Source organism: Acidipropionibacterium timonense (assembly GCF_900605005.1).
GTDB lineage: Bacteria > Actinomycetota > Actinomycetes > Propionibacteriales > Propionibacteriaceae > Cutibacterium > Cutibacterium timonense.
In genome coordinates this window covers 2,703,145-2,726,949 of sequence record NZ_LR027558.1, presented here as the reverse complement: position 1 = coordinate 2,726,949, position 23,805 = coordinate 2,703,145, and the positions used below count along the sequence as shown (strand labels likewise).

The window sequence follows — 23,805 nt, the reverse complement described above, 5'->3', positions numbered from 1 at the left end:
ACTGGACATCGTGACGACCTTCCCCCCCTCCGGCCCGTCACCCGATGGCGAACCGACCATCTCCATCGACGGGCCCCCTGCCGATCCTGCCCAACTCGAAGGCGCGGCAGGGCAGTCGGTCACGCCCGCGCGGGAGGGGAGTTCGCGTCCCGGCGCCACCGGGAGGACGCGGTCGACCCGGCCCGGGACCGGCACGAGGGGGCATCTGTCCAGGCGCAGCGCCCTGGGCCTGGGGGTGGGTGGCGTCGTCCTGCTCGGTGGCGGTGCGGCCGCCCTGGCCATGAGGTCCGATGACCCCTCCTTGCCGGCCGTCGTGGGGGACGGGTCGGTGCCCGGAGGGATCGACACGAGCACTCGCGGCAAGCTCTGCGTGCCGGCGTCGTCCATGACGTCCTACGCCCGGGTGGGGCGGGCTCCGCTGCAGTACGAGGTGGATCACACCGTGCGGCCCTTCCCCTTCCAACCGGCTTTCCATGCGCAGGTGGAGCGCTGGCTGGCCGATTTCCCCCGGCTCACCGGGTTCGACACCCCCACCCTCATCGCGACCTACGGCGCCTATGTCGAGGGCGGGTCGAACTGCCACTCGTACCATGCGGCCGGACGGGCCTTCGACATCGCGCGCCTGTCGGCCGGGGACACCATCGTCTCGTGCCGCGAGGACATCTGGTCGCGGTACACGGGACGCCGGTTGGCCTACCACCTCAACGCCTACTGGAGGTTGGCGGCCACCCTGCACCTCCACTTCGCCTACGTCCTCACCCATCACTTCGATCCACTGCACCGCAACCACATCCACATCGACAATGCGGTGAGCGAGTCAGGGATGAGCCGGTTCGACCCCCAGTCGCGGGTGCAGAACCAGGCGGTCGAGGCCATCTGCACCCATCTGTGGGGCCGCCACACCCCGGTGACCGGGGTGTGGGACGAGGCGACCCGGGCGTCGTCGCGGGCCGTGCTGCGGCGTCTGGGGCGGCCGGGGGACCTCACCACCGTGGCGAACTGGCGTGCGTTCCTCAAGGCCAGCGCGGCGCGGGGGTGATCCCTCGACGCCGACCCGTCGCGAGGGCGCGGCCGAGGGTACCGGTGGATTTCTGACGTGGGGACCGGATTCGGGACGTGAAACCCCGTTTTCCGGGCTCCCCAGGTCGAATCTCCACCCTCGGATCAGCTGGAGGCCTTGTCGAGGGTCACCTTGATCGTGCTCTCGCTGCCGTTGCGCAGCACCACGAGACTCACCGTGTCACCGGCGGCATGCTGACGGATGAGCGCCACGAGGGACTCACCGGAGGTGACATCGGTGCCGTCCAGGGAGACGATGACATCGCCGGACTTGAGTCCAGCCTTGTCAGCGGCACTTCCACTGCTCACCGTCTGCACCCCCGCGCCGAGGGTCTTGACACCACTCGAGTCGGTCGCCGAGGCGTCCGTCGTGGTGACGCCGAGCAGAGCATGGCTCGCCTTGCCGGTCGAGATGAGCTGGTTGGCGATGGATCGGACGAGGTTGGCAGGGATGGCGAAGCCGATGCCGATGCTGCCGGACTGGGAGCTCGAGCTGCTCGAGGACAGCGAGGCGATCGACGAGTTGATCCCGATGAGCTGACCGGAGGCGTTGACGAGGGCACCACCGGAGTTGCCCGGGTTGATCGGTGCGGAGGTCTGGATGGCGTTGGTGACGACGACGTTGGAGCTCGTCGTCGACGACCCACTGCTGCCCTGACCGTTCGATCCGGTGCCCGGGCCGAACCCGTTCGAGCCCTCGGTGGAGTCCTGGGAGCTGGTGTCCTGGGTCGTCACCGGGCGATTGAGGGCGCTGATGATGCCCGTGGTCACCGACCCGGACAGGCCGAGCGGGTTGCCGATGGCCATGACGGGCTGGCCGACCGTGAGCGCCGACGAGTCGGCGAAGGCCATGGGGTGCAGCGTCGACGGCGGATTGGTGAGCTTGATGACGGCCAGATCGGTGGACGAGTCGGTGCCGACGACCGTGGCCGAATACACCTTGTCCTTGATCGACACGGTGATGGTGCCGCCGCTGGTCGCGCTGGAGACGACGTGATTGTTCGTGACGATGTGGCCCTGGGTGTCGAGGATGACGCCGGAACCCTCCTCCTCACCGGAACTGCCCGAGACGGTGATGGAGACGACGGAGTCGGCCACGGCCTTGGCGGTGGCGGTCCAGTTGGGGGAGGACCCGTTGGCCTGGGCGACCGTCGTCACGGTGGCGGTCGGTGCGGCGATGGCAGCGGTGCTCGAGGCCGAGGAGGACGAGGTCGAGGACGACACCGCCCAGCCGCTCAGCCCGCCGACGCCGGCTGCCATGGCGGCGATGAGGGTGACCGCGCCGATCCGCAGGCCACGACGGGGTGTGGTCGCGGTGGCCGTCGCGGTCGAGCCATCGGCGGTCGACGCCGTCGAGTCGGTCGGGGCCCGGCCACCGCCCGACTGCCAGGACGACGAGCTGGGGTCGGCTGTCGCGGACTGCGTCGTCCCACCCATGGACGAGGTGGAACCGGCGGGGAAGACCCGGGTGGGCTCGTCCTGCCAGGCGGGGTTCCCCCAGCTCTGCGAGGTGGCGGCGGTCGAGGAGCCGCCACTCACATTGGGCGACGCCTCGCCACTCACATTGGGCGACGCCTCGCCACTCACATTGGGCGACGCCTCGCCACTCACATTGGGCGACGCCTCGCCACGCGACCTGGGGGCCCACGCGTCGTCGCGGGTGGACCACGGATTGTTCTGGAAGGGGTCCTCGGGGCTCTGTCGATCGGTCATGACACCATGATGCCGATGGGGTGCTGTGCGAACCCTGTGACCGACGCTGTGGTCTTCCTGTGGGTTCGACCTGCCGGGCGGGGCTGCCACCGAGGCGGGTCCGTCAGTCCTGGCCCGTGATGAGAGCCCGGATGATCTCGGCCGGGATCTTGGGGACACGGTTCTCGTCGCACAGCCCATTGGCCTCCTGCAGGGTGTCGGTGAGCTGGGTCCAGCAGAACCCACGCAGCACCGGCGAGTCGCGCACCGGTTCGATGATGTCGCGGATGCGTCGCTCGTAGTCGGCGGCATCGGACGCGGTCGAGTAACCCCAGGTCTCACCCTCGACCTGCTGCGGTACGTACTCCACCCCGCCGAACTCGGTGAGCAGGACCGGGACGTCGGCGCGCTGGTGGTCGCCGACGACGAGGACCCGCCCGGCGGGACCCGCGGTCCGCCTCATCGCCTCCAGGCCGTCGGCCCGGTAGCGCTCGACCAGCACCTCGCGACGCCACTCGTAGTCGTGGATGGTGAAGAGGTCGGAGTCGGTGTGCTCCCACCCGTCATTGGAGATGACCGGGCGGGTGGGATCGAGGGCGCGGGTGAGGTCGCTTACACCCCGGCTGAATGCCGCCTCCGCCGGGTTGCGACTCACATGGGTGATCCCCCACGACTCGTTGAACGGCGTCCACGCGATGATGCTCGGATGACCCTCGTTGGCGCGGACGACGTCGACCCACTCGTGGGTGAACCGCTGCACGGCCAGGGAGTCGAAGGCATAGGCGGCCGCGGTCTCCCCCCACACCGACAGGCCGAGCCGGTCGCACTGGAAGAGGAATCGGGGGTCCTCGACCTTCTGGTGGATGCGGCAGTTGTTGAAGCCGAGGTCGAGCATGAGCTGGACCTCCTCACGCATGGCCTCCACGGACGGCGCGGTGAGATGCGAGGTGGGCCAGTAGCCCTGTTCGAGGACGGACCGCAGGGTCATCGGAATGCTGTTGATCGTCAGCCCGGCCGGTCCGGAGCCGACGATCCGATAGCCGAGGTAGGACGTGACGACGTCGTCGCCGAGGACGACGGCGGCGTCGAGCAGGGTCGGGCGCTCCGGGAACCAGAGGATGCGCTCGAGGTCGCAGCCGTTGCGGACGACGTCGAGGGGTACGAGGAGGTCGACGACCTCATCGCTCACCAGCGTGCTGGCCTGCCCGAGCACGGTACCGTCGAGCGCCACCGCCACGTCCATGGGCATGGGACGATCTGGACGCCGATCCAGTTCGACATGGGCGAGGACTCCGCCGGACAACACGTCCGGACGCCACACGAGACGCTCGACCCGCACCGGGGGCACCCACTCCAGCCACACCGTGCGCCAGATGCCGCTCGTGCGCTGGTACCAGATGACGTGCGGCTCGTCCTGCCAGTCCTGCTTGCCTCGCGGTTGACGGATGTCGAGGGGGTCGTCGAGGGCCCGCACGGTGACGACGTGATCCGTGCCCTGCGGGTCGAGGCTGTCGGTGAGGTCGATGGAGAACGGCGTCTGACCACCCTCATGGGTCCCGACGAGCATCCCGTCGACGAAGACCATGGCGCTGTGGTCGACCGCGCCGAAGTGCAGGAGCAGCCGGTGGCCCGGGCGCCGTCCTGCCCGCTCCAGGTCGTCGGCGGTGAGCTCGATCCGGTACCAGAAGCAGCGGTGGGGCCCCGGATCGACGATCCCGGAGGCCTGCGACTCCGGCGGGAAGGGCAGGAGGATCTGCCGGTCGAAGACGTCGGAGCGCCGGTGCCAGCCCTCCTGCAGGCCGACGAGGTCGTCGTCGACGGCGAAACCAACCTCACGGTCGAGGGCGACGTGGGCGTCCCGGACCAGCAGGGGCCTGGGATACCGGCCGTCCTGTTGCGAGGCACGCTGCGCACAGACGATCTGGGCTGCGGAGGTGGTCATGGGTCTCTCCTCGAGGGGTCAGGGACGGGGCAGCTGAGGGACGTGGCTGGTGGGCGGGCTGACGTCGACCCGATCGTCGTGGAAGGTGACCCTGGACAGCCACATGGACCGGCCGACGGACTCGTCGCCCACGGCATCGGGCGACCACGCGTGGTAGACCATCCACCACTGGGCGCCGACCTTGATGAGTTGATCGTGCCCCGGCCCGGCGGCCACGGCGTTCGTCGACAGAACCGGCTGAGGGTCCTTGCGGAAGGGGCCGGTCGGCGTGGCCCCGACGGCATGGCCGACGGCGTACCTGTCCGAGCCGTAGTCGTTGGCCGAGTAGAAGAGGTGGAACCTGCCACCGATCTCGACGACCGATGGGGCCTCGACGAGGTGCCCCTCCCAGGGCAGGGTCTGCTTGAACAGCGTGGTCACCGCTCCAGTCGTCGATCGCCCGTCGGTCGACAGGCGGGCGACCTTGAGGTGCGTGTCGAGGCCGATGGCGTTGCCGTCGTTCTTCCAGTAGAGCCAGGCTCGTCCCGCCGTGTCGATGAACGGGGAGGGGTCGATGGACCCGCCCTCCGCCACCTCGCACACGATCGGTTTCGTCGACGAGTCGACGTAGGGGCCGGCCAGGGTCCGAGAGCTGGCCACGGAGAGGCACTGCCACTGGTCCTGCGGCGCCTTGGTCGTGTAGTAGAGCCGATAGGTGCCGTCCGGCCAGGCGATGATCTCGGGCGCCCACACCTTGCCCGCGCTCGACCACGAGGCCACCCGGGGAAGAGCGTCGGATCCCTGCTGCCAGTGCACCATGTCGGGGCTCGTGAGGGTCTGCACGTTCATGCCGTTGCCGTTCGTGGCGATGGCCAGGTAGCCCCGGGTGCCGTCGGCGACGATCTGGGGGTCAGGGACGTTGCCCTGGTACACCGGGTTGGTGAATCCCGACGCCGACGGGCTCGCCGTGGGCGTCCCTGACCCGTCCGTGGTCGAGGTCGTCGAGCAGGCTGCGAGGGCCACACAGGCGGCTCCGAGTGCGGCGACGCGCACCCCTCTTCGTCGACCCACCGGGATCACCCCTTGAGGCCGCTCGAGGCGACTCCGTCGATGACGTACCGCTGCAGCACGGTGTACAGCACGAGCACCGGGACGGCGGCCACCGTCGCACCGGCCATGATGACCGGATAGTCGATGGTGTAGCTGCCCTGGAGCCTGGTCAGACCGACGGGCAGGGTGAGCTTGTCATCGCTGAAGAGGACGTAGATCGGCCAGACGAAGTCGTTCCAGTTCGCCAGGAACGACAGGATGAACAACGTGAGGAGCGCCCCTCGCGCATTGGGCAGGACGATGCGGAAGAAGGTCGTGAAGGGACCTGCCCCGTCGACCCGAGCGCTCTCCTCCAACTCCTTGGGCAGGCTGATGAAGAACTGTCGCAGGAAGAACACCCCGAACGCGCCAGCGGTGCCGGGAAAGATGATCGCCGCCATGGAATCGAGCCACTGGAACTTCGACATGATCTCGTAGTTCGGCATGAAGAAGACGAAGCCGGGGACGAACATCGTCGAGAGGACGAGGGCGAACAGGACGTTCTTGCCGGGGAGCCGAAGCCGTGCGAAGGCGTAGGCGGCCATGGAGGCGAAGAGGCACACGAGCAGCGCGTTGGAGGTCGCGGCCACCGTCGAGTTGAGCAACCACCGCAGCACCGGCGAGGCCTGGTCGACGACGAAGAGCTGGCGGTAGGCCCGCAGCGTCCACTGCTGGGGAAGGAACGTCGGCGTGGCGCTCTGGGCCTCGATGTTCGACTTGAAGGAGGTGAGCGCCATGACGACGAGCGGACCGAGGAAGACCACGGTGAGCACGGCGATGAGCAACCAGAACAGGGGGTTGCGCGAGGGCTTCCTCATGGCCGCCCCTCCTTCCTCGCCAGACGCCGGGCGGCCCGCTGCTCACGGTGCTCCCTGGCGGCGTCCCGGTCACGGGTGGCCCAGAACTGGACGATCGAGATGACGACGAGGAAGAGCGCGAGCACATAGCTCTCCGCCGCCGCCTGGCCCGCACGGCTCTGGCTGAAGCCCAGGTCGGTGATGACCATGATGGCGGTCCTCGTCGACTGGGCCGGACCGCCCTGGGTGATGGTGTACGCCTGACCGAACATGTTCGCGCTGGCGAGCACGGTCGTCACGAGGATGAAGACGAGCACCGGTCGCAGACCCGGGAGGGTGACGTGACGGAACTTCTGCCAGGACCCGGCTCCGTCGAGGGACGCCGCCTCGTACTGCTCCGCGGGGATGTTCGCCAGCCCCGCCATGTAGATGACCGCGTTGAACCCGAGCGTCCACCACACGGTGACGCCGACGAGGCCGATCCAGGCCCAGGGCTGGGACGTCGTCCACTGGATGTGGGTGTGCAGGACGTAGTTGACGAATCCGAAGTTGCCGTTGAGCAGGTATCTCCACATGACGCCGATGACGGCGACACCGAGCACGTAGGGAGCGAAGAACACCGCCCGGAAGAACGTGCGCCCCGGGAACTTGAGGTTGAGCAGCAGCGCGAGGGCCAGCGGCAGGGTCACGAGGAAGGGGACGCTCGCCACCGTGAAGATGCCCGTGTTCCTCATGCCGTTCCAGAACTCGCCGTACTGCACCGACGAGGAGTCGAAGAGGTCCGCGTAGTTCTGCAACCCGACCCATGGCCGTGACGGCAGGGTGAAGTCCCAGTCGTGCAGGCTGATCCAGATGCCGTACACCGCCGGAACGGCCACGAAGATCGTGAAGACGGCGAGGTACGGCGTGAGGAAGGCCAGGGCGACGAGGGGCGACCCGTGGATGTGTCCCGCCCCTCGCCGCCTCCTGGACCTCGAGGGGCTGCTCGATGCAGCCACCATCACTGGTACTTCTTCTTGTTCTGCTCGAGCAGCTTGTCGGCACGGTCGGCGGACTCCTTGAGGGTCGCCGAGACGTCCTTGCCACCGAGCATGATGTCGTTGACGGCCTTGTAGAACTCCGCGAGGGCATCGCCGATGCCGGCCACGGCGGGTGGGAAGACGACGTAGTCGAGCTGTCCAGCGAGGATCGCCTGGCCCTTGAGCTCCTTGAAGCCGGCCTCCTCACGAACCGAGTTGCGGGCCGGGATCTGGCCGCCCTTGGCCCACTCGAGGGACTTCTTCGACACCCAGTTGACGAAGACCTTCGCGGCCTGGGTCTTGTTGTCGTCCGCGGATTTCTGGGTGGGCAGGGTGAACTGGTGGGAGTTGGCCCACACGGCCTTCTTCTCGCCGATCTGGGGCATGACGGCGACCCCCCAGTCGACCTTCTTGTTGTCGTTGAGGGTGTTGAGGCTCCAGATGCCGTTCCAGTTGAAGGCGCACTTGTCGTTCTGGAAGGCGACGAAGTCGGCGTCCTGGGCGACCTTGGCCGGGGAGTACCCCTTCTTGACCAGGTCCATCCACCACTGCATGGCCTTGACCCCGGGGTCCTCGGCCCAGGTCGCCTTCGAGGCGTCCTCGGAGAAGAGCGATCCGCCGAACTGGGTCACCAGACCGTAGACGCTCATGCCGCCGGTGAACTGGAAGGGCGAGGCCCAGTGACCCTGGATGCCCTTGCTCCTGAGCTTGTCCAGGGCGCTCATGTAGTCGTCGCCGGTGAGCGGCGGGTTGGCCGGGTCCAGACCCGCCTTCTCCATGAGCCGCTTGTTGTAGAAGAAGCCCATGGGGTGCACGTCGAGCGGGATCGAGTACCGCACGTCCTTGTAGACGCCGGCCTTCCAGGGGACTGCGGCGAAGTCGGACTCGGACAGGCCGAGGGCCTTGGCGACGTCGTCGAGGGGCTGGACGGCCTTGCGGGCGGCCATGGTGGCCACCGAGTCGAGGTGCATGACAGCGATGTCGGGGGCCTTGCCGGCTGTCACCGCGGTCGGCAGCTTGGCGTAGAAGTCGGACCACTGCATCGTCTGCATGGTCACCTTGATGTTCTCGTGCGAGGAGTTGAACTCGTCGACGAGCTTCTTCATGAAGGCCCCGTCACCGCCGGTGAAGCCGTTCCAGAAGGTCAGGGCGACGGAGGGGCCGGTGTAGGCGTCACCGCCGTTGCCACTGGCGGTGGAGGTGGTCTTGCCGCCCGCCGAGGTGCCGCCGCAGGCGCTCAGGCCCACGAGCGCACCTGTGGCGACCGCCCCGGTGAGGAAGCCCCGACGACTCAGGGAGTTCAGCATGTCGTGTCCTTTCCGTGAACTCAACATCGAGTTGCTCGACGTTCCGGCCAGTGGGCCAGCCGTCGCTTACAGCGCTGTAAAAAGCCTGACGGGGATCATTCTTACAGCGCTGTACACGGCTTGGCAAGGGATCCGCGCAGGTTCTCGTCGATCACCCCGCGCAGGCCGCACATTGCTACCCTTCTGTGCCATGCCAGTTCGGTTGAAGGACGTCGCCGAGCACGCCGGCGTGTCGATGAAGACCGTGTCGAATGTCGTCAACGACCGCCCCCACGTCAGCCCCCAGATGCGGGCCCGGGTCCGGGCCTCGGTGGAGGCCCTCGGCTACCGCCCGAACCTGGCCGCACGCCAACTCAAGTACGGACGCACCGGCTTCATCGGACTGGCCCTGCCCGGCCTGGAGATCCCGTACTTCGCCGAACTCGCGTCGAGGATCTCGGCGGAGTCGACGAGGTCAGGGTTCATCACCCTGCTCGACCTCACCGATGCCGACCCCGAACGGGAGCGCCACGTCGTCCACGGCATGGGGCCCCAGCTGCTCGACGGCCTCATCTTCTCGCCCCTGTCGATCCGCACCGAGGACATCGCCTCCCGCTCCGACGAGGTGCCCCTCGTCCTCCTGGGCGAACGGGCCGTCCCCACCGGCTTCGACCACGTCGCCGTCGAGTCGGTTCCGGCCGCCCAGGCCATCACCGAGCATCTCATCGACACCGGACGACGCCGGATCGCGGCCATGGGCCACATCCCCTCGGTCGGCACGGCGTCGGTCCGGCTCGAGGGATACCGGCGGGCCCACGCCGCCCGGGGTCTCGACATCGACCCGAGCCTCATCGTCGGCGTGCCCGACTACAACCGGATCTCCGGGTATCTGGCGATGAACGAGCTGCTCGACCGCCCCCACCGCCCCGATGCCGTCTTCTGCTTCAACGACGCCATGGCCGTCGGTGCGACAAGGGCGTGCCTGGAGCGCGGCGTCGCCATTCCCGACGACGTCGCGCTGGCGGGGTTCGACGACATCCCCACCTCCCGCTACCTGACCCCGACCCTGACGACCATCTCCCCCGACCTGGAGTTCCTGGCCCGGGAGGCGGTGCGTCTCGTCCGCAGGAGAATCGAGGCCCGGGCATCGGGTGAGCAGGTCGAGGCCGAGGACGTCGCCGTGCCGTGGAGGCTCGCCATCCGGGAGAGCACCGGAGGCCCGCTCACCCCCGTCGCCACGTCGGCACCGGTGATCCCGTCGGGCCCCGTCACCACGGCTCACCCGGGCACCCGGGACTGACGGGAACAACTCCGGACGCTCATGCGCTGGATAGGGTGAGATCGGGCCTGCGCCCGGCCCCCTCACGCGCAAGGAGCACCCATGAGCACACCGACCCGGCCCTCCCTCACCACCCCCGTGCTGGGAGGTGTCAACCTCGCGTCCGAGGAGTCCACCGCCCCCGCGCCGCAGCCCGTCCAGCCGGCCGCGACCGACCAGGGCCCGGTGCGCGACGTCATCATCGTGGGCTCCGGGCCGGCCGGGTACGCCGCGGCCATCTACACCGCCCGCGCCGGGCTCCAGCCGCTCGTCTTCGAGGGCAGCGCCGACGCCGGCGGCGCCCTCATGCAGACCACCGAGGTGGAGAACTACCCCGGCTTCTCCGACGGGATCCTCGGCCCCGACCTCATGGCGCAGATGCGGGCCCAGGCCGAGAGGTTCGGCGCCGACCTCGTCACCGACGACATCGTCGAGGCCGACCTGTCGGGCCCGATCAAGGCCCTCACCGACACCGACGGCACCGTCCACCGTGCCAGGACCGTCATCCTCGCCATGGGGTCGGCCTACCGCAAGCTCGGCATCCCCGACGAGGCGACCTTCTCGGGTCGCGGCGTCTCCTGGTGCGCCACCTGCGACGGTTTCTTCTTCCGCGACAAGGACATCGCCGTCGTCGGCGGCGGGGACTCGGCCATGGAGGAGGCCACCTTCCTCACCCGCTTTGCCCGGTCCGTCACCGTCATCCACCGACGCGACGCGCTGCGCGCCAGCAAGGCCATGATCGACCGCGCCATGGCCGATCCCAAGATCAGCTTCGCCTGGAACAGCACCGTCGTCGGCATGGACGGGGACTCCACCCTGTCCGGCATCACCCTGCAGGACACCGTCACCGGCACCACCCGGCATCTCGACGTCTCCGGGGTCTTCGAGGCCATCGGCCACGACCCGCGCTCCGAGCTGGTCCGCGGCCAGGTCGACGTCGACGACAAGGGATACGTCATCTGTGCCGAGCCGAGCACCCGCACCAATGTGCCCGGCGTCTTCGCCTGCGGCGACCTCGTCGACTCGCACTACCAGCAGGCCATCACCGCCGCGGGATCCGGCTGCCGCGCCGCCCTCGACGCCCAGGAATTCCTCGCCGCCTGACCACCCACATCCCCAGGAGAATCGCCATGAAGATCGCCGTCATCGGAGCCACCGGCATGGTCGGCTCCGCCGTCGTCACCGAGGCCGCACGCCGCGGGCACGACGTCACCGCCGTGACCCGCCACGGCAGCGCCATCGAGGGGGCCGGACGAGTGCTGGCCATGGACCTCACCGACGTCGCCGACATCGCCTCGCTCGTGAGCAGCCAGGACACCACCGTCATCGCCGTGCCCGGCAACCGCGCGACCAGCGAGACCGAACCCATCGTCGAGGCCCACCGCGCCCTCATCGAGACTCGCCCCGCCGGGCGTCTGCTCGTCGTCGGCGGCGCCGGGTCGCTCCTCGTCGACGGGGTGCTGCTCAAGGACACCCCGGACTTCCCCGAGGCCTACAAGAGCGAGGCCGAGGCCTTCACCACCGTCCTCGAGGCGTACCGGGCCTCCCAGGGCGTCGACTGGACGCTCATCTCCCCCGCCCCCGAGATCGCCCCGGGCCCGGCGGCCGAGCACTACGAGACGGCCACCGACAGCCCCGCCGGGGGATTCATCACCAACGGCACCCTGGCCGTGGCGATCCTCGACGAGATCGAGAATCCGGCCCACCGCGAGGGCCGGTTCACCGCCGCGCAGTGACCTGCTGACGCCCGCGCCCGGTTCAGGTGTCCCACGCCGACAGCGCCAGGCGTGAGGTGAAGGTGCGCTCCTGCCCGGTCACCGGGTCGGGGAACCTCATCTCGTGCGCCTGGAGTTGGAGGGGCGAGCTGAAGTCGTCGACCGCGGTCTCGAGCAACCGCGGGTAGAAGGGGTCGCCGACGATGGGGATGCCCAGGCGCCAGAAGTGCAGCCGGATCTGGTGCGTCCGCCCGGTCAACGGCGTCGCCTCGTAGAGTCCCAGGTCACCGCGCGCAGCCAGCAGCCGGATGCGCGTCACGGCGTTGGGTGCTGCCCCCGGCACCTCGCGGGCCTGGAGGACGCCGCGGTCCTTGACGATGTGGCTGCGTACCTCGACGACGTCGTCCCCCCTCCCTGCGCCATCCACCCGGCCGCGACCGGCGGCACCGATCCGACACACCCCTTCGGCCGGCACCGAGCGCAGGTCGGCCAGCGGTGCGACGACGCGGTAGCTCTTGCGCACCTGCCGTCGCTCGAACATCTCCTGGTAAGGACGCCGCCACCGCCGCTGGCAGGTGAGCAGGAGCACCCCCGAGGTGACCCGGTCCAGACGGTGCGCGACAGTGAGCTCGGGCATCCCCAGGGCGGTGCGCAGGAGGACCACCGCCGACTGCAGGACGTGTTGTCCGCGCGGGATGGACGAGAGGAAGTGCGGCTTGTCGACGACGAGGATCCGTTCGTCGACGTGGAGGATGCCCACGGGGAAGGGCACCGGCGTCTCCTGCGGCAGGTCGCGGTGGAAGAAGACGAAGGTCTGGGGCTCGAACGGCGTCGATCCCGCGAGCGGCGCCCCGTCCGACCCGACGAAGCGGCCGTCCGCGAGCATCTCGTCGATCCGCTGCGGGGTGATCCGTGACAGCTTCCACACGAGGAAGTCCCGCATCGACACCCACGGCCAACGCCCAGCGTCCGGCCCCAGGAGTTCGGCCCGACGTCGGCACTCGCCGTGGTCGGGGGTGCGCACCCAGGCCGACTCCAGCCCGTGACGCTGGGGCAGCGGGGAGCGGGGCACGGACACCAAGGGTAGGTGACGACGCCGCATCTAGACGGTATGGGTGACCCCGTTTCGGGGTGAGGCTCTGGTGGGCCGGGGCCTCACCGCGCAACGATGCGTGGGTTGCCGGACAGGGGCGGCCTGTCTGGCCTTTCCGACATACGTGGGAGGCCCCGGTGTTTACCGAGCGTACGAGTGTTGGCCTGGACGTGCATGCCCGCAGCGTCGTGGCGCATGCCATGGACGTCCAGACCGGAGAAATCTTCAAAGCCCGTCTCTGCCCCGATCCCCTGGAAGTGACGGCCTGGATCAAGGCCCTGCCCGGCCCGGCAGCGGCGATCTACGAAGCCGGACCGACCGGATACGGACTCGCCCGAACCCTCCTGTCCCACGACATCAGGACCGTGGTGGCGGCCCCGTCGAAGCTGCAGAAGCCGGCCGGATCGCGGGTGAAGACCGACGCGATCGACGCGGAACACCTCTCGACCCTGCTCCGGCTTGACGCGTTCACCGCGGTCACGGTCCCCGACGAGCTCACCGAAGCAGCCCGTGACCTCGTCCGCGCCCGGGAGGACTGCCGCTCCGACCTGATGCGATCCCGACACCGGCTCTCGAAACTCCTGTTGCGTCACGGGATCGTCTACTCCGGTGGGCAGGCCTGGGTCGGCGCCCATGACGCCTGGTTGCGGCGGCAGCGCGTCGAATCCCCGCTGCTCCAGGCCGCCTTCGACGAGGCCTACGACAGTGTGGTCACGATCACGGCGCGCCGTGATCGTCTCGACGAGCGGATCGAAGCCATGGCCGTCGACGGCCCTTGGACCGACACGATCAGGCGGCTCGGCTGCCTGCGAGGGATCTCGACCCTCACCGGGTTCGGGCTGGCGGTCGAGATCGGCGACTGGAACAGATTCAGCGGCAACTCGATCGGCTCTTACCTGGGCCTGGTCCCCTCGGAGAACTCCTCAGGCCAGTCCCGCTTGAATCGGCCTGGGTTTCGTTCCGTTCTTGAAGCAAGCATGGAACACGATGAACCAGAAGTACTCTCCCGAGATGCGCGAGCGCGCGCTGCGGATGCTCGATGAGGCCAAGGCCTCTGGTGAGCACTCGAATCTGATNTGAATCGGCCTGGGTTTCGTTCCGTTCTTGAAGCAAGGATGGAACACGATGAACCAGAAGTACTCTCCCGAGATGCGCGAGCGCGCGCTGCGGATGCTCGATGAGGCCAAGGCCTCTGGTGAGCACTCGAATCTGATGTCCGCCGTGCGGCATGTTGCGGGGCTCCTCGGCATGAGCGCGGAGACGCTGCGGGTGTGGCATCGCCGCGCGAGGTCGACGCCGGCGCGAAGCCCGGTGTCCCGAGCGATGTCGCTGAGGAGAACAAGCGCCTGCGCCGCGAGGTGGCCGAGCTGCGGAAGGCGAATGAGATCCTCAAGGCTGCGAGCGTGTTTGTCGCGAAGGAGCTCGACCGGCCCTGACCGGGATGATCCGCTTCATCGACGAGTATCGAGAGCGGTTCGGGGTCGAGCTCATCTGCCGGACGCTGCGCCCGGCAGTGCAGGGATTCATCACGTCCCGCGGGTATCGCGCCGCGAAGACCCGCGTAGCCTCCGCCCGGCAGCTGCGCGACGAGCTGCTGGTGCCCGAGGTCGCCAGGCTGCATGCGCAGAACTACGGCGTCTACGGGCAGCGGAAGATGCATGCTCTCCTGAAACGGCAGGGGTGGGGCATCGGCCGCGACCAGACCGAGCGCCTCATGCGCCTCGCGGGAGTGCGTGGGGTTCGCAAGTCGAAGAAGGTGTTCACGACCAGGCCGGACAAGGCGCAGGCCCTACCGCGGGACCTCGTCCAGCGGCGGTTCCGTGCGGACGCGCCGCGCCGACTCTGGGTTGCAGACATCACGTATGTGGCCACCTGGGCGGGCTTCGCATACGTCGCGTTCGTCACCGACGTCTATTCACGTCGGATCGTGGGCTGGAACGTCGCGGCGACGCTGCGCGCGGAGGTGCTGCCGCTGCAAGCGCTGGACATGGCCGCCTGGGGCGCGGACGGCCCGCTGGACGGGCTGATCCATCACGCCGATCACGGCTCGAACTACATGTCGATGGTCTACACCGACCGGGTCGTCGAGCTTGGCGCAACACCCTCGACGGGAACCGTCGGGGACTCGTATGACAACGCCCTCGCCGAGGCGGTCAACAACCTCTACAAGACCGAGCTGATCCGCCAGCGCGGCCCCTGGAGGACCGTCGAGCAGGTCGAGCTCGCGACGCTCGAATGGGTGTGGTGGTGGAACCATCAACGCCTGCACGGCGAACTCGGCATGCGCACCCCGATCGAGATCGAGGACGCGTACTACGCTGACCTCGAATCAGGCCTCCCGGCGACCGCCGGACAGGGAAACCGATAGGAACGAAACCCAGGCCGATTCAAAGTCCCCGCCAGTCGACGTCGTGCCGGTAGGTCCACACGGCGATGACGTCGCCGAGGAGCAGCAGCACGAGCATGACCGCGGTCGATTCGCGGGCCGGCAGGACGGCGGCGAACATGGCGACGGCCACGGTCGCCAGCCCGGGGAGGGCCGTCTTGGCCACCCCGAGGAGCAGCGACGCCACGGCCAGCAGCACCCAGCCCCCGGCCGACAGGGCGAAGACGGGGATCATGGGGTCAGTCGAGTTCCTGCCCGTCGACGAGGAAGGTCACCGGGGACGCGTTCTCGAGGGTCCGCGAGACGGTGCAGTCCTTGTCGCGGGAGATCCGGGCGACCTTGCCGACGAGGGCCTGGGCCTGCGCTCCCTCCTCGGTGTCGGGGAAGCGCACCTCGAAGTCGAGCGACAGGTCATGGAGCGAATGGCGTCCCTGCTCGTCCTCGACCTTGGTGCCGCGGATCGTCACGTCGAACCTCGTCGGTTCCCCGCGCCGGCTCGTCACGGCGTCGACGTCGACCGAGGAGCACCCGCCCAGGGCAGCAAGGAGCAGCTCGACCGGGGTGAAGTCCGCGTCCTCTCCGGTACCCAGGCGGATCTGCCCGCCGCGGGCGTTCGTGGCGACGTAGCGGCCGACGCTGCGACGCGAGATCGTGACCTTCTTCGTGGCCGAGGGCATGGTTCCTCCTGGGGGTGTGGGCGGGCTATCCGGCGGCGGCCGCCGACCCGACCTTCTCGGCCAGATCGGCGAGCTGCTGACGGGGTTGGTCGAGCAGACCGACGACGAGGACCGCCGTCGTGTCCTGGATGATGGCGCAACTGGTGTGGTTGTTGTCGAGGCTGACGCCGCACCTGGCCGTGCCCGACCCGTCACTCAGCGGCTGGTCGGCGACGGCGTTCATGGCGGCCTGGGTCATGAACGTCCTGAGGTCGGTGGCGGGTCGGCTCATGAGGACGATGACGGCGTCCTGGTTGTCCTTGGCATAGGTCGCCGAGAGGGTCGTGACCCCCTGCTTGGTCGTCGGGGTCGTCGTCGTGTTGGGGTCGCGGGAATAGCCGTCGACCTGGAGCGGCAGGGCCAGCGGCCATGCCCGGTGCGACGGCGTCGGGGCCGGGTCGGGGCTGGCCACGCCGACGACGTAGGCGACCAGCCCGGCGACGACGATGAGGGCGACGGTGGCGAGCAGACCGATGACGATCGTCCGCCTGGACCGTCCCGAGACCGGTTCGGCCGCCCGGGACGGTCGGTGACGGCGTCCGAGTCGCCGGGCCCGCGGTTCCGCCGGCGCGGTGTCGGTGGCCCGGGTCGGTCCGGGGTGGTCGGCCCGGCCGGCCGGGCCGGTCCGCTGGAGGTGGTCGGGGGATCCGGGCGCGTCAGGAGAGCCGGTCTCGGGGGCGTCGACGGGGGTCCAGCGGGTGCGTCGAGGCGCCGGATCGGCGGGCGATCCGGCATCCTCGGGCAGCTGGGAGCCCCCGTCGGGGTCGCTCATCCGACGAACTCGTCGATGACCTTGAGCAGGGCCTTCTTCGTCTTGCCGCCCTGGAGCGACTTGACGAGCTGGCCGCCCTGCCAGATCTGGATCGTCGGGAGCGAGAGGATGCCTTGGCTCGTGGCGACCTGCTGGTTGACGTTGGTGTCGACCTTGGCGAAGACCATGCGGTCCCCGTACACCTGCGCGAGCTCCTCGACGATGGGCGAGAGCTGCTTGCACGGGGCGCACCAGTCGGCCCAGTAGTCGACCAGCACGGGCTTGGACGACCCGATGACCTGGGCCTCGAACGTGGCGTCGGTGACCTCGATGACCTGGCTCATGGTGACCTTTCGATGTGGGGCCGCGGGGGACCGCGACGATCGGACCGCGGCCCCGGGGCCGCACGGCAGTGACCACCCGATCCTAGACGGTCGCACCCCTCGAATCAGCCCGGTGCGGGTCCGGGCGCTCAGCCGAGGGGAGGCTGCGAACCGACGACCTGAACGCCCCACAGTAGCCACGCTGTTGTCCTGTTCGACAAGGGGGCTCTCGTGACCGCGCCCAAGGGTTCCGCCCGCACGCCAGAACGGAATCATCACCGCGAACAGCTCCTGCGTCATGGCACCAATCCCTCCAGCATCTCGAGGAGGCTCGCGGTCGACACCATGCTGGCTGCTCTCTACCGGGCGCGCACTACGTGCCGCCACTGTTCGAGCCCCGCGTGGGTCTCATCACGCCATCCGGTAGTCCATCCGGACCGACCTGTTCACCGAAGAGAAGGTCGATGACAGGGCCGCGCTGAGCGTTGGGGTGCTGTCTCACCACACCGCCGTCGAGTTCCACGAAGCCTGCGACCGGCCCGCCGACCTGCACCTGACCCGGCCCACCTCGCGCGACGCGAGCGGCTACACCGTCCACGTCGAACGTCTGTGCCCCGATGACATGTGCTGGATTGACGGGCTATCTGTCACCACCCTCGAACGCACCACCTACGACCTGGGCTACTACCCTGAGAAGGTCGGTCGCCTCGATCCGCCTGCGATGAGGGAGAAGCCCTCGGGACGACACTGACCGGGGCGCCCACCGCACCTGACACCGGACACACCACCTGACGAGGATCACGCGCATGCTTGACTTCACCGCTCTTGATTTCGAGACCGCCAACGCATTTCGTGGTTCACCCTGCTCGATCGGTCTGGCCAAGGTCCGCGATGGCCGAGTCATCGACACCCGGCACTGGCTCATGAGGCCACCCGCCGGCCACGACACGTTCGACCCGTTCAACACAGGACTCCATGGCATCGGCCCCGACGATGTAGCCGACCAACCCCCGTTCTCCTCGCGCCTCGACCAGATCGTCAGCTACGTCGACGCAGATCCTGTCGTAGCCCACAATGCCGCATTCGACATGAGCGTCATCCGCAATGCCTGCGACGTCTGCAACGTTCCGGTTCCTGCATGGCAGGTGTACTGCACTCTCGTCCTCTCGCGGCGTGCCCTGACCCTGCCCGCATACAACCTCAACTATGTCACCGCGCACCTCGGCGTGGCCCTGGATCATCATCACGACGCTGACTCAGACGCCATGGCGGCCGCCGGGATAGCCGTGGCCCTTGCTGCCGACAAGGGAGTCACTGAACTTGCCGATCTGGCTGCAGCCCTACGAGTTCGTCCCGGTATCCTCAGTCCCGACGGCTGGGCCGGTTGTGTGGCCCGCAGCGCCTCACATGGCACCACGCACAGAACCTCGCGCCCGGCCGAGAGATACATCGCCAATGATGATGCCGATCCCAGCGGCTACCTCTACGGGCACACCATCGTGTTCACGGGCACGTTGCCGGGCGGTCTAACCCGAGCGCAGGCCTCCGCTCGGGCTGCAGAGCTCGGCGCCCAACCCGACGCCGGCGTCACCAAACGCACTACGATCCTTGTCGTCGGCGACCTTGACCCCGCCCGACTCACCCCAGGTAGTGTCCTCAGCGGAAAAGCGAGGAAGGCCGCTGCCCTCCAGGCTGCTGGTCAACCCATCGAGATCATGACAGGCATCGAGTTCCTCGATCACCTCGACTGACCCCGTCGCCGTCCACGTCCGCCCCTGAATCGGCCTGGGTTTCGTTCCTATCGGTTTCCCTGTCCGGCGGTCGCCGGGAGGCCTGATTCGAGGTCAGCGTAGTACGCGTCCTCGATCTCGATCGGGGTGCGCATGCCGAGTTCGCCGTGCAGGCGTNGGCCATCCCCCAAATCTCCCCCGACCCCTCTCTCAACCAGTGGAAGATGGCCGCCGTCGGCTACCCCCTCTGGCTGTCCATCAACAACGACAGCACCCACCAGCACGCCACGATGCACTTCGCCGGCCAGACAGTAGCCCTCGACGCCATCCGCACCACCATCCAATTCCGCATGGGCGACGGCAACACCATCTCCTGCGCCACCACGACCCCGTGGACCCCACAAGTCACCCCCGGCACCGAATCACCCACCTGCGGCTACCGCTACACCAAACCCTCCCTGCCAGCCGGCAAATACCGGATCACGGCAGTGGCCTCCTGGAACATCACCTGGACCGTCATGGGACAATCCGGCGTCGTCCACGTCCAGAAGGCCGGAGGCAAAGCCCTCCCCGTCGGCGAGCTCCAATCCATCGTCGTACGGTGAACACCTCCTCGTCCTGGTACGACATCCTGGGCATCACCCCCAATGCGTCCCCAGACGAGATCGCCGCCGCGTGGCACACCACAGCCAAAGCAACCCACCCCGACCGAGGCGGCGACCCCGCAGCCTTCGACCTAGCCCAGCAAGCCTGGGAAGTCCTCGGCGACCCCCACCACCGCGCCGCCTACGACGCCACCCTGACCACCCCTGACCCGATACCCCAACCCGAGAACACCGAAGCACCCACACACGACACCCACCTGACCAGAATCGCCTACAACGACCCCCACATCCACATCCGCTCCCGAGCGGCCGTGGTGGCGGGCCAGATCATGTTCGTGGCGGCCAGTGCCGGGGTGGCTCTGACCGTGGGCCGATGGGTGAGGTCAGTGGGGCACTCGTCCATGAGTGTGCTGGCATTGTGGGGGTCGGGATGGGTACTGATCACGATCGCAGTATCAGTCGCTGCGATCGTGGCTCGCTCGGCGGCACGGCCCCTCCTCGCCATGGTCGGGTGGGCGGTGGTAGGGATCGCGGCGGGCGCCGGGCACGTGGGGCTTCAGCTCCTCCTGGGGTCCCTCGTCATTGCGTGGGCCTTGGCCCTGTGGTGGCTCCGGGCACGCGGCGGGCCCCGATGGTCACCGGGCGACATCATGGCAGGCAACATCATCGGCGACCCAGGCCGAGCAGAGGTAACAACGGTCATGGAGGCCGTGGTGGTGGCCATCCCGGCGGCCAGGGCATTCTGGCGACCAGACGGTAGCGCAGTCATCGTCTGTGACCGAAGGGCAGCGACCTTGGACGGTGCTGCTCTGGGATGGGTCCCCGGTGCTCGGACCCGACACTGGCAGACCGCGGGTCACTCGCCTGATGAGGTGATCGACCAGATCAGCGCGTGGCTCCTGGAGCACGCCGACGGTCTCCATATCGACGCAGTGGTGTTGGCTGCCGTCTGGCAGCGGGCGCAGTCGTGAGGGCTGGAGGTTGTCGGGGGTGCCGTCGTCGATCTTCGTGCCGTCAAGGGTGCAGACGACCATGTTCTCCGGGACGAGCTCCCGGTAGAGGACGCCGGAGGGCTTGATGACGAAGAGGTCAGCTCCCGGAACCCGCTCCGAGACGTTGCCCGCGGTCCACACGACGAGGTTGTTGGCGGGGAGGTCCTGGTGCAGGTCCGAGACCTTCTGCCGGGTGCGGGCAACGGCGTCCCGGATCTGCGGGTCGAGGTCGGCGAGTCGGATGGTCATGAGATCTCCTTCACCAGAGCGAGGTCGATGTCGATCTTCAGCAATGATGCCCCTCGACCACGACGGTCATGCACCCATGAGCCCGGGCGGATGTCAGGAATCTCCCGGGAGCGGGCCAGTGTTCCCCTGCAGGGGAACATTCTCGAGCTCTCGGTACTTTCCCGACACCTCGTCGGCCCCACCTCGCGATCCCGACTCCCGCCCGGGCCACCATGGACCCATGGACCACGTCGACCTGACCGCCGAAGGTTTCGACCAGTGGGTCGCGACCGCCTCCCACGACCCCGCCGACACCCCCGTCCACCCGTGGCGGCCCCTGTCGACCCTCCTCGACCCGGCCACGCTCGAGTCGCGCATCGCCCACACCCACGCCTCCCTCACCACCCAACGCCACACCGGCACCGCCGGTCACGGCAGACCCTCGACGGCCAGGCCCGGACAGGTCCGCCGTCGCGTGGCCGTCTCGGCGGTGCACCTGGGCATCGTCGCGCGGCTGCTCGTCCCGGTCATCGCCGCCCGTTCCGCGGGACACCCGGTTCGCCTCCCGCGGCCGGCCGACATGTGGTGGCAGGGGGTGCCCTCGGCGCCGATCCCGCTGTCCATCGCCTGGTCCGCCCGCCCCCATCACTCCGAGCCCGACCACGAGCCCGATCTCACCGACTCAGCGGTCGCAGCCCTCACCGAAAGGTTCATCGACGCCGGCCTGACCCCACTCATCGCCTGGGACAACCTCGCCTCGGCCGCGAGCACGAGCGTCATCATGATCACCCGGTGTCGTCCCGACCTCGCCGAACCGGTACGCACCGTGGCGCAGGACGTCCTCGAACTCATCGATCCACGCCCCGACGCCCACGTCGGTGCCACCTTCCGTCGCCGCGCCTGCTGCCTCTACTGGCAGGTGAGCGGCTCCCGCGACGCCTGCTGCGGCGACTGCGTCCTCGTCGCTCCCTGAAGACGCCGCCCGCCGAGCCACTCGACGAGCCGCGCCGCGACGTCACGCCGGTCATGCACGGTCCGGCGCAGGTCCAGACTCATCCGCCGCACCGGCCCGACGTCGACCGGCTCGACCTCGGCAAACCCCATGAGAGCCAGCCACGACACCGGGGCGCACCGGGGATCCCCCGCAGTTGCGACCCCGGCAGCCTCGATCGCCGGTACCGCGCCGTCGAGCCATCCGGCGGCGCGCCCCACGAGGAACCGTCCGCGGACCAGCGAGCACCCGCCACGACGCCCCGGCACCCAGGAGGAGACGACGACCGCCGCCCCCGGTGCCCTCGGGGTCCCGGCGAGGGGATGTCCCTGCGGAACCGTCCCACCGGGGGCCAGCAGGATGAACGACTCGATCCCCGCGGCGCCGAACCACCCGACGCCGACCCCGCCCCAGGCGGCCAGCGCCGCGTCGACCCATGACGGCCACTCGCGCCCCATCCCGGAGGCACGCACCGCGCGTCCGCCCGGCCCCTCGAGGGCCCTCAACCCGTCCAGATCGGCCCGGGACAACGTCCGACACCGTCGCATCGGTCGCCTCCCGTCCGCCTGTCGAGGACCTGCCCACGTGACATCGGTCACCATCGCGTGAGTGTCATTCTAGATTTCGTGTGCCGACGTGGGGCACAGTGGGTCGGGTGAACAGCACTGACAACGCGACCACCCGCCCCGTCGACCCCACCGTGAGAAAGGCCGCCGCCGGCGCCGCCGGTGTCGACGCCGCTGCCGCCGCGTCGTCGACCGCCCTGACCACCTCCACCCCGACCCGCACCACGTCCTCCCGCGTCGACACCCGCTTCGACAAGTTCCACGACCTCTACGCGACCCGCACCCTGGGCCTCAAGACCTCCCCGGTCCGGGCCCTCTTCGCCGTCGCCAACCGCCCCGAGGTCGTCTCCCTGGCCGGCGGCATGCCGAACATCGCCGACCTGCCGCTCAACGTCGTCGCCGACTCCCTCCAGCATCTCGTCGCCACCGAGGGGACGCGCGCCATGCAGTACGGCTCGGGTCAGGGTGAGATCGAGATCCGCGGCCCCATCTGCGAGGTCATGGCCGTCGAGGGCATCCACGCCGACCCGGACGACGTCACCGTCACCTGCGGCTCCCAGCAGGCCCTCGACCTCGTCACGCGGATCTTCTGCAACCCCGGTGACGTCATCATGGCCGAGTCGCCGAGCTATGTCGGTGCCCTCAACACCTTCGCCTCATACCAGGCCGACGTCGTCCACGTCGCCATGGACGAGGAGGGTCTGGTGCCCGAGTCACTGCGCGAGGAGGTGACGCGCGCCCGCCGCGCCGGTCGCCACGTCAAGTTCCTCTACACGATCCCCAACCACTCCAACCCGTCGGGCATCTCCCAGTCGGTGCGACGCCGTGAGCAGGTCGTCGCGACCGCCCAGGCACTCGATCTGCTCGTCGTCGAGGACAACCCGTACGGCCTGCTCAACCTCGACGGCGATCCCCTGCCGACCCTCAAGTCCATGGCTCCCGAGGACGTCATCTACCTGGGGTCGTTCTCCAAGACCTTCGCCCCCGGGTTCCGCGTCGGCTGGGCCCTGGCGCCGTCCTTCGTGCGCGACAAGCTCGTCCTGGCCCAGGAGTCGGCGACCCTGTGCCCGCCGGTTTTCAGCCAGTTCGCGGTGGCCCAGTACCTCACCCACTGGGACTGGCGTGGGCAGGTGCGGTCCTTCATCGACATGTACCGCGCCCGCCGGGACGCCATGCTCGAGGCCCTCGCGGAGCACATGCCGGCCGGCACGACGTGGACCCACCCCTCGGGCGGGTTCTTCGTCTGGCTGACGATGCCCGGTGGCCTCAACTCGGCGTCGATGCTGCCGCGCGCCGTCACCGAGCTCGTGGCCTACACCCCCGGGACGGCCTTCTACGCCGACGGCCGTGGCCAGGAGAACATCCGGCTGTCGTACTGCTACCCGACGCCCGAGCGCATCCGTACCGGCGTCGAGCGGCTCTCGGGGGTCATCCGCGAGGAGCTCGAGATCGCCCGGACCTTCGAGTTGGGGTCCTCGACGCGCGGCGGCGCCCGCGACCTCGGACCGACCCCCAACCAGGCCTGAGG

The 23,805-nt window shown here is 68.8% G+C and carries 24 protein-coding genes and 2 pseudogenes; 12 read left to right on the top strand and 14 right to left on the bottom strand.

Features of this window, described 5'->3' with window-relative positions; translation table 11 throughout:
- The first annotated feature begins 10 nt into the window (after positions 1-10).
- Complete coding sequence (locus E0E30_RS12795; protein WP_130866597.1) at positions 11-1,039, top strand: hypothetical protein; 1,029 nt, start codon at positions 11-13, stop codon at positions 1,037-1,039.
- A gap of 125 nt (positions 1,040-1,164) precedes the next feature.
- On the opposite strand, the gene E0E30_RS12790 is transcribed toward E0E30_RS12795, so the two are convergent.
- From E0E30_RS12790 to E0E30_RS12765, 6 genes are all read right to left on the bottom strand, one after another.
- Positions 1,165-2,772 carry a S1C family serine protease gene (locus tag E0E30_RS12790; RefSeq protein WP_245306611.1) on the bottom strand — a complete coding sequence of 536 codons (1,608 nt, stop codon included), beginning with the start codon at positions 2,770-2,772 and terminating at the stop codon, positions 1,165-1,167.
- Between the two features lie 103 nt (positions 2,773-2,875).
- Positions 2,876-4,693 (bottom strand): glycoside hydrolase family 2 protein, encoded by a 1,818-nt coding sequence (locus tag E0E30_RS12785; protein WP_130866596.1) that lies wholly within the window; start codon positions 4,691-4,693, stop codon positions 2,876-2,878.
- Between the two features lie 18 nt (positions 4,694-4,711).
- On the bottom strand, positions 4,712-5,743 hold the full coding sequence (locus E0E30_RS12780) for a glycoside hydrolase family 43 protein (protein WP_167853953.1): 1,032 nt from the start codon (positions 5,741-5,743) through the stop codon (positions 4,712-4,714).
- 5 nt (positions 5,744-5,748) lie between these two features.
- Positions 5,749-6,579 (bottom strand): carbohydrate ABC transporter permease, encoded by an 831-nt coding sequence (locus E0E30_RS12775; protein ID WP_130866594.1) that lies wholly within the window; start codon positions 6,577-6,579, stop codon positions 5,749-5,751.
- On the bottom strand, positions 6,576-7,559 hold the full coding sequence (locus E0E30_RS12770) for a carbohydrate ABC transporter permease (protein ID WP_130866593.1): 984 nt from the start codon (positions 7,557-7,559) through the stop codon (positions 6,576-6,578). Before E0E30_RS12770 ends, E0E30_RS12775 begins: the two co-directional genes overlap by 4 nt.
- Positions 7,559-8,884 (bottom strand): ABC transporter substrate-binding protein, encoded by a 1,326-nt coding sequence (locus E0E30_RS12765; RefSeq protein WP_130866592.1) that lies wholly within the window; start codon positions 8,882-8,884, stop codon positions 7,559-7,561. The genes E0E30_RS12770 and E0E30_RS12765 overlap by 1 nt, the downstream gene beginning before the upstream one ends.
- A 190-nt stretch (positions 8,885-9,074) precedes the next feature.
- Between E0E30_RS12765 and E0E30_RS12760 the strand changes: the two genes are divergently transcribed.
- The 3 genes from E0E30_RS12760 to E0E30_RS12750 all read left to right on the top strand — a co-directional run bounded on the left by E0E30_RS12760 (position 9,075) and on the right by E0E30_RS12750 (position 11,917).
- Positions 9,075-10,163: a LacI family DNA-binding transcriptional regulator gene (locus E0E30_RS12760; protein ID WP_130866591.1), complete on the top strand. Its 1,089-nt coding sequence runs from the start codon at positions 9,075-9,077 to the stop codon at positions 10,161-10,163.
- Between the two features lie 81 nt (positions 10,164-10,244).
- The gene (gene trxB, locus E0E30_RS12755) at positions 10,245-11,285 is read left to right on the top strand and encodes a thioredoxin-disulfide reductase (protein ID WP_130866590.1); all 1,041 of its coding nucleotides are present in this window, start codon (positions 10,245-10,247) and stop codon (positions 11,283-11,285) included.
- Positions 11,286-11,311: 26 nt separating this feature from the next.
- On the top strand, positions 11,312-11,917 hold the full coding sequence (locus E0E30_RS12750; RefSeq protein WP_130866589.1) for an NAD(P)-dependent oxidoreductase: 606 nt from the start codon (positions 11,312-11,314) through the stop codon (positions 11,915-11,917).
- 22 nt (positions 11,918-11,939) lie between these two features.
- On the opposite strand, the gene E0E30_RS12745 is transcribed toward E0E30_RS12750, so the two are convergent.
- The gene (locus E0E30_RS12745) at positions 11,940-12,839 is read right to left on the bottom strand and encodes a pseudouridine synthase (RefSeq protein WP_130866905.1); all 900 of its coding nucleotides are present in this window, start codon (positions 12,837-12,839) and stop codon (positions 11,940-11,942) included.
- 188 nt (positions 12,840-13,027) lie between these two features.
- Here E0E30_RS12745 and E0E30_RS12740 point away from each other — a divergent pair, with 188 nt between their 5' ends.
- On the top strand, positions 13,028-14,032 hold the full coding sequence (locus tag E0E30_RS12740; protein ID WP_210115829.1) for an IS110 family RNA-guided transposase: 1,005 nt from the start codon (positions 13,028-13,030) through the stop codon (positions 14,030-14,032).
- Positions 14,033-14,114: 82 nt separating this feature from the next.
- Positions 14,115-15,357: pseudogene (locus tag E0E30_RS12735) on the top strand (IS3 family transposase).
- Positions 15,358-15,376: 19 nt separating this feature from the next.
- Here E0E30_RS12735 and E0E30_RS12730 read toward each other — a convergent pair.
- The 4 genes from E0E30_RS12730 to trxA are packed head-to-tail and all read right to left on the bottom strand — an operon-like array spanning position 15,377 to position 17,186.
- Positions 15,377-15,610 (bottom strand): hypothetical protein, encoded by a 234-nt coding sequence (locus E0E30_RS12730; protein ID WP_210115828.1) that lies wholly within the window; start codon positions 15,608-15,610, stop codon positions 15,377-15,379.
- 4 nt (positions 15,611-15,614) lie between these two features.
- Complete coding sequence (locus tag E0E30_RS12725; RefSeq protein WP_130866587.1) at positions 15,615-16,052, bottom strand: OsmC family protein; 438 nt, start codon at positions 16,050-16,052, stop codon at positions 15,615-15,617.
- A gap of 25 nt (positions 16,053-16,077) precedes the next feature.
- Complete coding sequence (locus E0E30_RS12720) at positions 16,078-16,863, bottom strand: hypothetical protein (RefSeq protein WP_130866586.1); 786 nt, start codon at positions 16,861-16,863, stop codon at positions 16,078-16,080.
- Positions 16,860-17,186 carry a thioredoxin gene (trxA, locus tag E0E30_RS12715; RefSeq protein WP_130866585.1) on the bottom strand — a complete coding sequence of 109 codons (327 nt, stop codon included), beginning with the start codon at positions 17,184-17,186 and terminating at the stop codon, positions 16,860-16,862. Before trxA ends, E0E30_RS12720 begins: the two co-directional genes overlap by 4 nt.
- A gap of 469 nt (positions 17,187-17,655) precedes the next feature.
- Here trxA and E0E30_RS12710 point away from each other — a divergent pair, with 469 nt between their 5' ends.
- The 4 genes and pseudogenes from E0E30_RS12710 to E0E30_RS13970 all read left to right on the top strand — a co-directional run.
- Positions 17,656-17,916, top strand: coding sequence for a hypothetical protein (locus E0E30_RS12710; RefSeq protein WP_130866584.1), 261 nt, complete (start codon positions 17,656-17,658; stop codon positions 17,914-17,916).
- A gap of 55 nt (positions 17,917-17,971) precedes the next feature.
- Complete coding sequence (locus E0E30_RS12705) at positions 17,972-18,916, top strand: 3'-5' exonuclease (RefSeq protein WP_130866583.1); 945 nt, start codon at positions 17,972-17,974, stop codon at positions 18,914-18,916.
- Positions 18,917-19,119: 203 nt separating this feature from the next.
- Positions 19,120-19,500 carry a hypothetical protein gene (locus E0E30_RS13370; protein WP_167853951.1) on the top strand — a complete coding sequence of 127 codons (381 nt, stop codon included), beginning with the start codon at positions 19,120-19,122 and terminating at the stop codon, positions 19,498-19,500.
- A pseudogene (locus E0E30_RS13970) lies at positions 19,497-19,676 on the top strand (J domain-containing protein); the annotation flags it as partial. The gene E0E30_RS13370 and the pseudogene E0E30_RS13970, both read left to right, overlap by 4 nt.
- 95 nt (positions 19,677-19,771) lie before the next feature.
- On the opposite strand, the gene E0E30_RS13365 reads toward E0E30_RS13970, so the two are convergent.
- A complete protein-coding gene (locus E0E30_RS13365; RefSeq protein ID WP_167853950.1) occupies positions 19,772-19,945 on the bottom strand; it encodes a hypothetical protein in 174 nt (57 codons plus the stop codon).
- Between the two features lie 190 nt (positions 19,946-20,135).
- Positions 20,136-20,741: a class II aldolase/adducin family protein gene (locus tag E0E30_RS12695; protein ID WP_130866582.1), complete on the bottom strand. Its 606-nt coding sequence runs from the start codon at positions 20,739-20,741 to the stop codon at positions 20,136-20,138.
- Between the two features lie 220 nt (positions 20,742-20,961).
- On the opposite strand from E0E30_RS12695, the gene E0E30_RS12690 reads away from it, so the two are divergent.
- A complete protein-coding gene (locus E0E30_RS12690; protein WP_130866581.1) occupies positions 20,962-21,693 on the top strand; it encodes a (2Fe-2S)-binding protein in 732 nt (243 codons plus the stop codon).
- Here the strand turns inward: E0E30_RS12690 and E0E30_RS12685 are convergent.
- Positions 21,630-22,259, bottom strand: coding sequence for a hypothetical protein (locus E0E30_RS12685; protein WP_130866580.1), 630 nt, complete (start codon positions 22,257-22,259; stop codon positions 21,630-21,632). The two genes, E0E30_RS12690 and E0E30_RS12685, sit on opposite strands and share 64 nt — an antisense overlap.
- A 152-nt stretch (positions 22,260-22,411) precedes the next feature.
- On the opposite strand from E0E30_RS12685, the gene E0E30_RS12680 reads away from it, so the two are divergent.
- Positions 22,412-23,803, top strand: a complete 1,392-nt coding sequence (locus tag E0E30_RS12680) for an aminotransferase-like domain-containing protein (protein WP_130866903.1) — start codon at positions 22,412-22,414, stop codon at positions 23,801-23,803.
- Positions 23,804-23,805 lie beyond the last annotated feature (2 nt).

Coding starts and splice junctions, on each gene's coding strand:
- E0E30_RS12790 (WP_245306611.1), bottom strand. CDS start 2,772: ATGACCGATCGACAGAGCCCCGAGGACCCCTTCCAGAACAATCCGTGG.
- E0E30_RS12785 (WP_130866596.1), bottom strand. CDS start 4,693: ATGACCACCTCCGCAGCCCAGATCGTCTGTGCGCAGCGTGCCTCGCAA.
- E0E30_RS12775 (WP_130866594.1), bottom strand. CDS start 6,579: ATGAGGAAGCCCTCGCGCAACCCCCTGTTCTGGTTGCTCATCGCCGTG.
- E0E30_RS12770 (WP_130866593.1), bottom strand. CDS start 7,559: ATGGTGGCTGCATCGAGCAGCCCCTCGAGGTCCAGGAGGCGGCGAGGG.
- E0E30_RS12765 (WP_130866592.1), bottom strand. CDS start 8,884: ATGCTGAACTCCCTGAGTCGTCGGGGCTTCCTCACCGGGGCGGTCGCC.
- E0E30_RS12760 (WP_130866591.1), top strand. CDS start 9,075: ATGCCAGTTCGGTTGAAGGACGTCGCCGAGCACGCCGGCGTGTCGATG.
- trxB (WP_130866590.1), top strand. CDS start 10,245: ATGAGCACACCGACCCGGCCCTCCCTCACCACCCCCGTGCTGGGAGGT.
- E0E30_RS12750 (WP_130866589.1), top strand. CDS start 11,312: ATGAAGATCGCCGTCATCGGAGCCACCGGCATGGTCGGCTCCGCCGTC.
- E0E30_RS12745 (WP_130866905.1), bottom strand. CDS start 12,839: ATGCGGGACTTCCTCGTGTGGAAGCTGTCACGGATCACCCCGCAGCGG.
- E0E30_RS12730 (WP_210115828.1), bottom strand. CDS start 15,610: ATGATCCCCGTCTTCGCCCTGTCGGCCGGGGGCTGGGTGCTGCTGGCC.
- E0E30_RS12725 (WP_130866587.1), bottom strand. CDS start 16,052: ATGCCCTCGGCCACGAAGAAGGTCACGATCTCGCGTCGCAGCGTCGGC.
- E0E30_RS12720 (WP_130866586.1), bottom strand. CDS start 16,863: ATGAGCGACCCCGACGGGGGCTCCCAGCTGCCCGAGGATGCCGGATCG.
- trxA (WP_130866585.1), bottom strand. CDS start 17,186: ATGAGCCAGGTCATCGAGGTCACCGACGCCACGTTCGAGGCCCAGGTC.
- E0E30_RS12705 (WP_130866583.1), top strand. CDS start 17,972: ATGCTTGACTTCACCGCTCTTGATTTCGAGACCGCCAACGCATTTCGT.
- E0E30_RS13370 (WP_167853951.1), top strand. CDS start 19,120: ATGGCCGCCGTCGGCTACCCCCTCTGGCTGTCCATCAACAACGACAGC.
- E0E30_RS12695 (WP_130866582.1), bottom strand. CDS start 20,741: ATGACCATCCGACTCGCCGACCTCGACCCGCAGATCCGGGACGCCGTT.
- E0E30_RS12690 (WP_130866581.1), top strand. CDS start 20,962: ATGGACCACGTCGACCTGACCGCCGAAGGTTTCGACCAGTGGGTCGCG.
- E0E30_RS12685 (WP_130866580.1), bottom strand. CDS start 22,259: ATGCGACGGTGTCGGACGTTGTCCCGGGCCGATCTGGACGGGTTGAGG.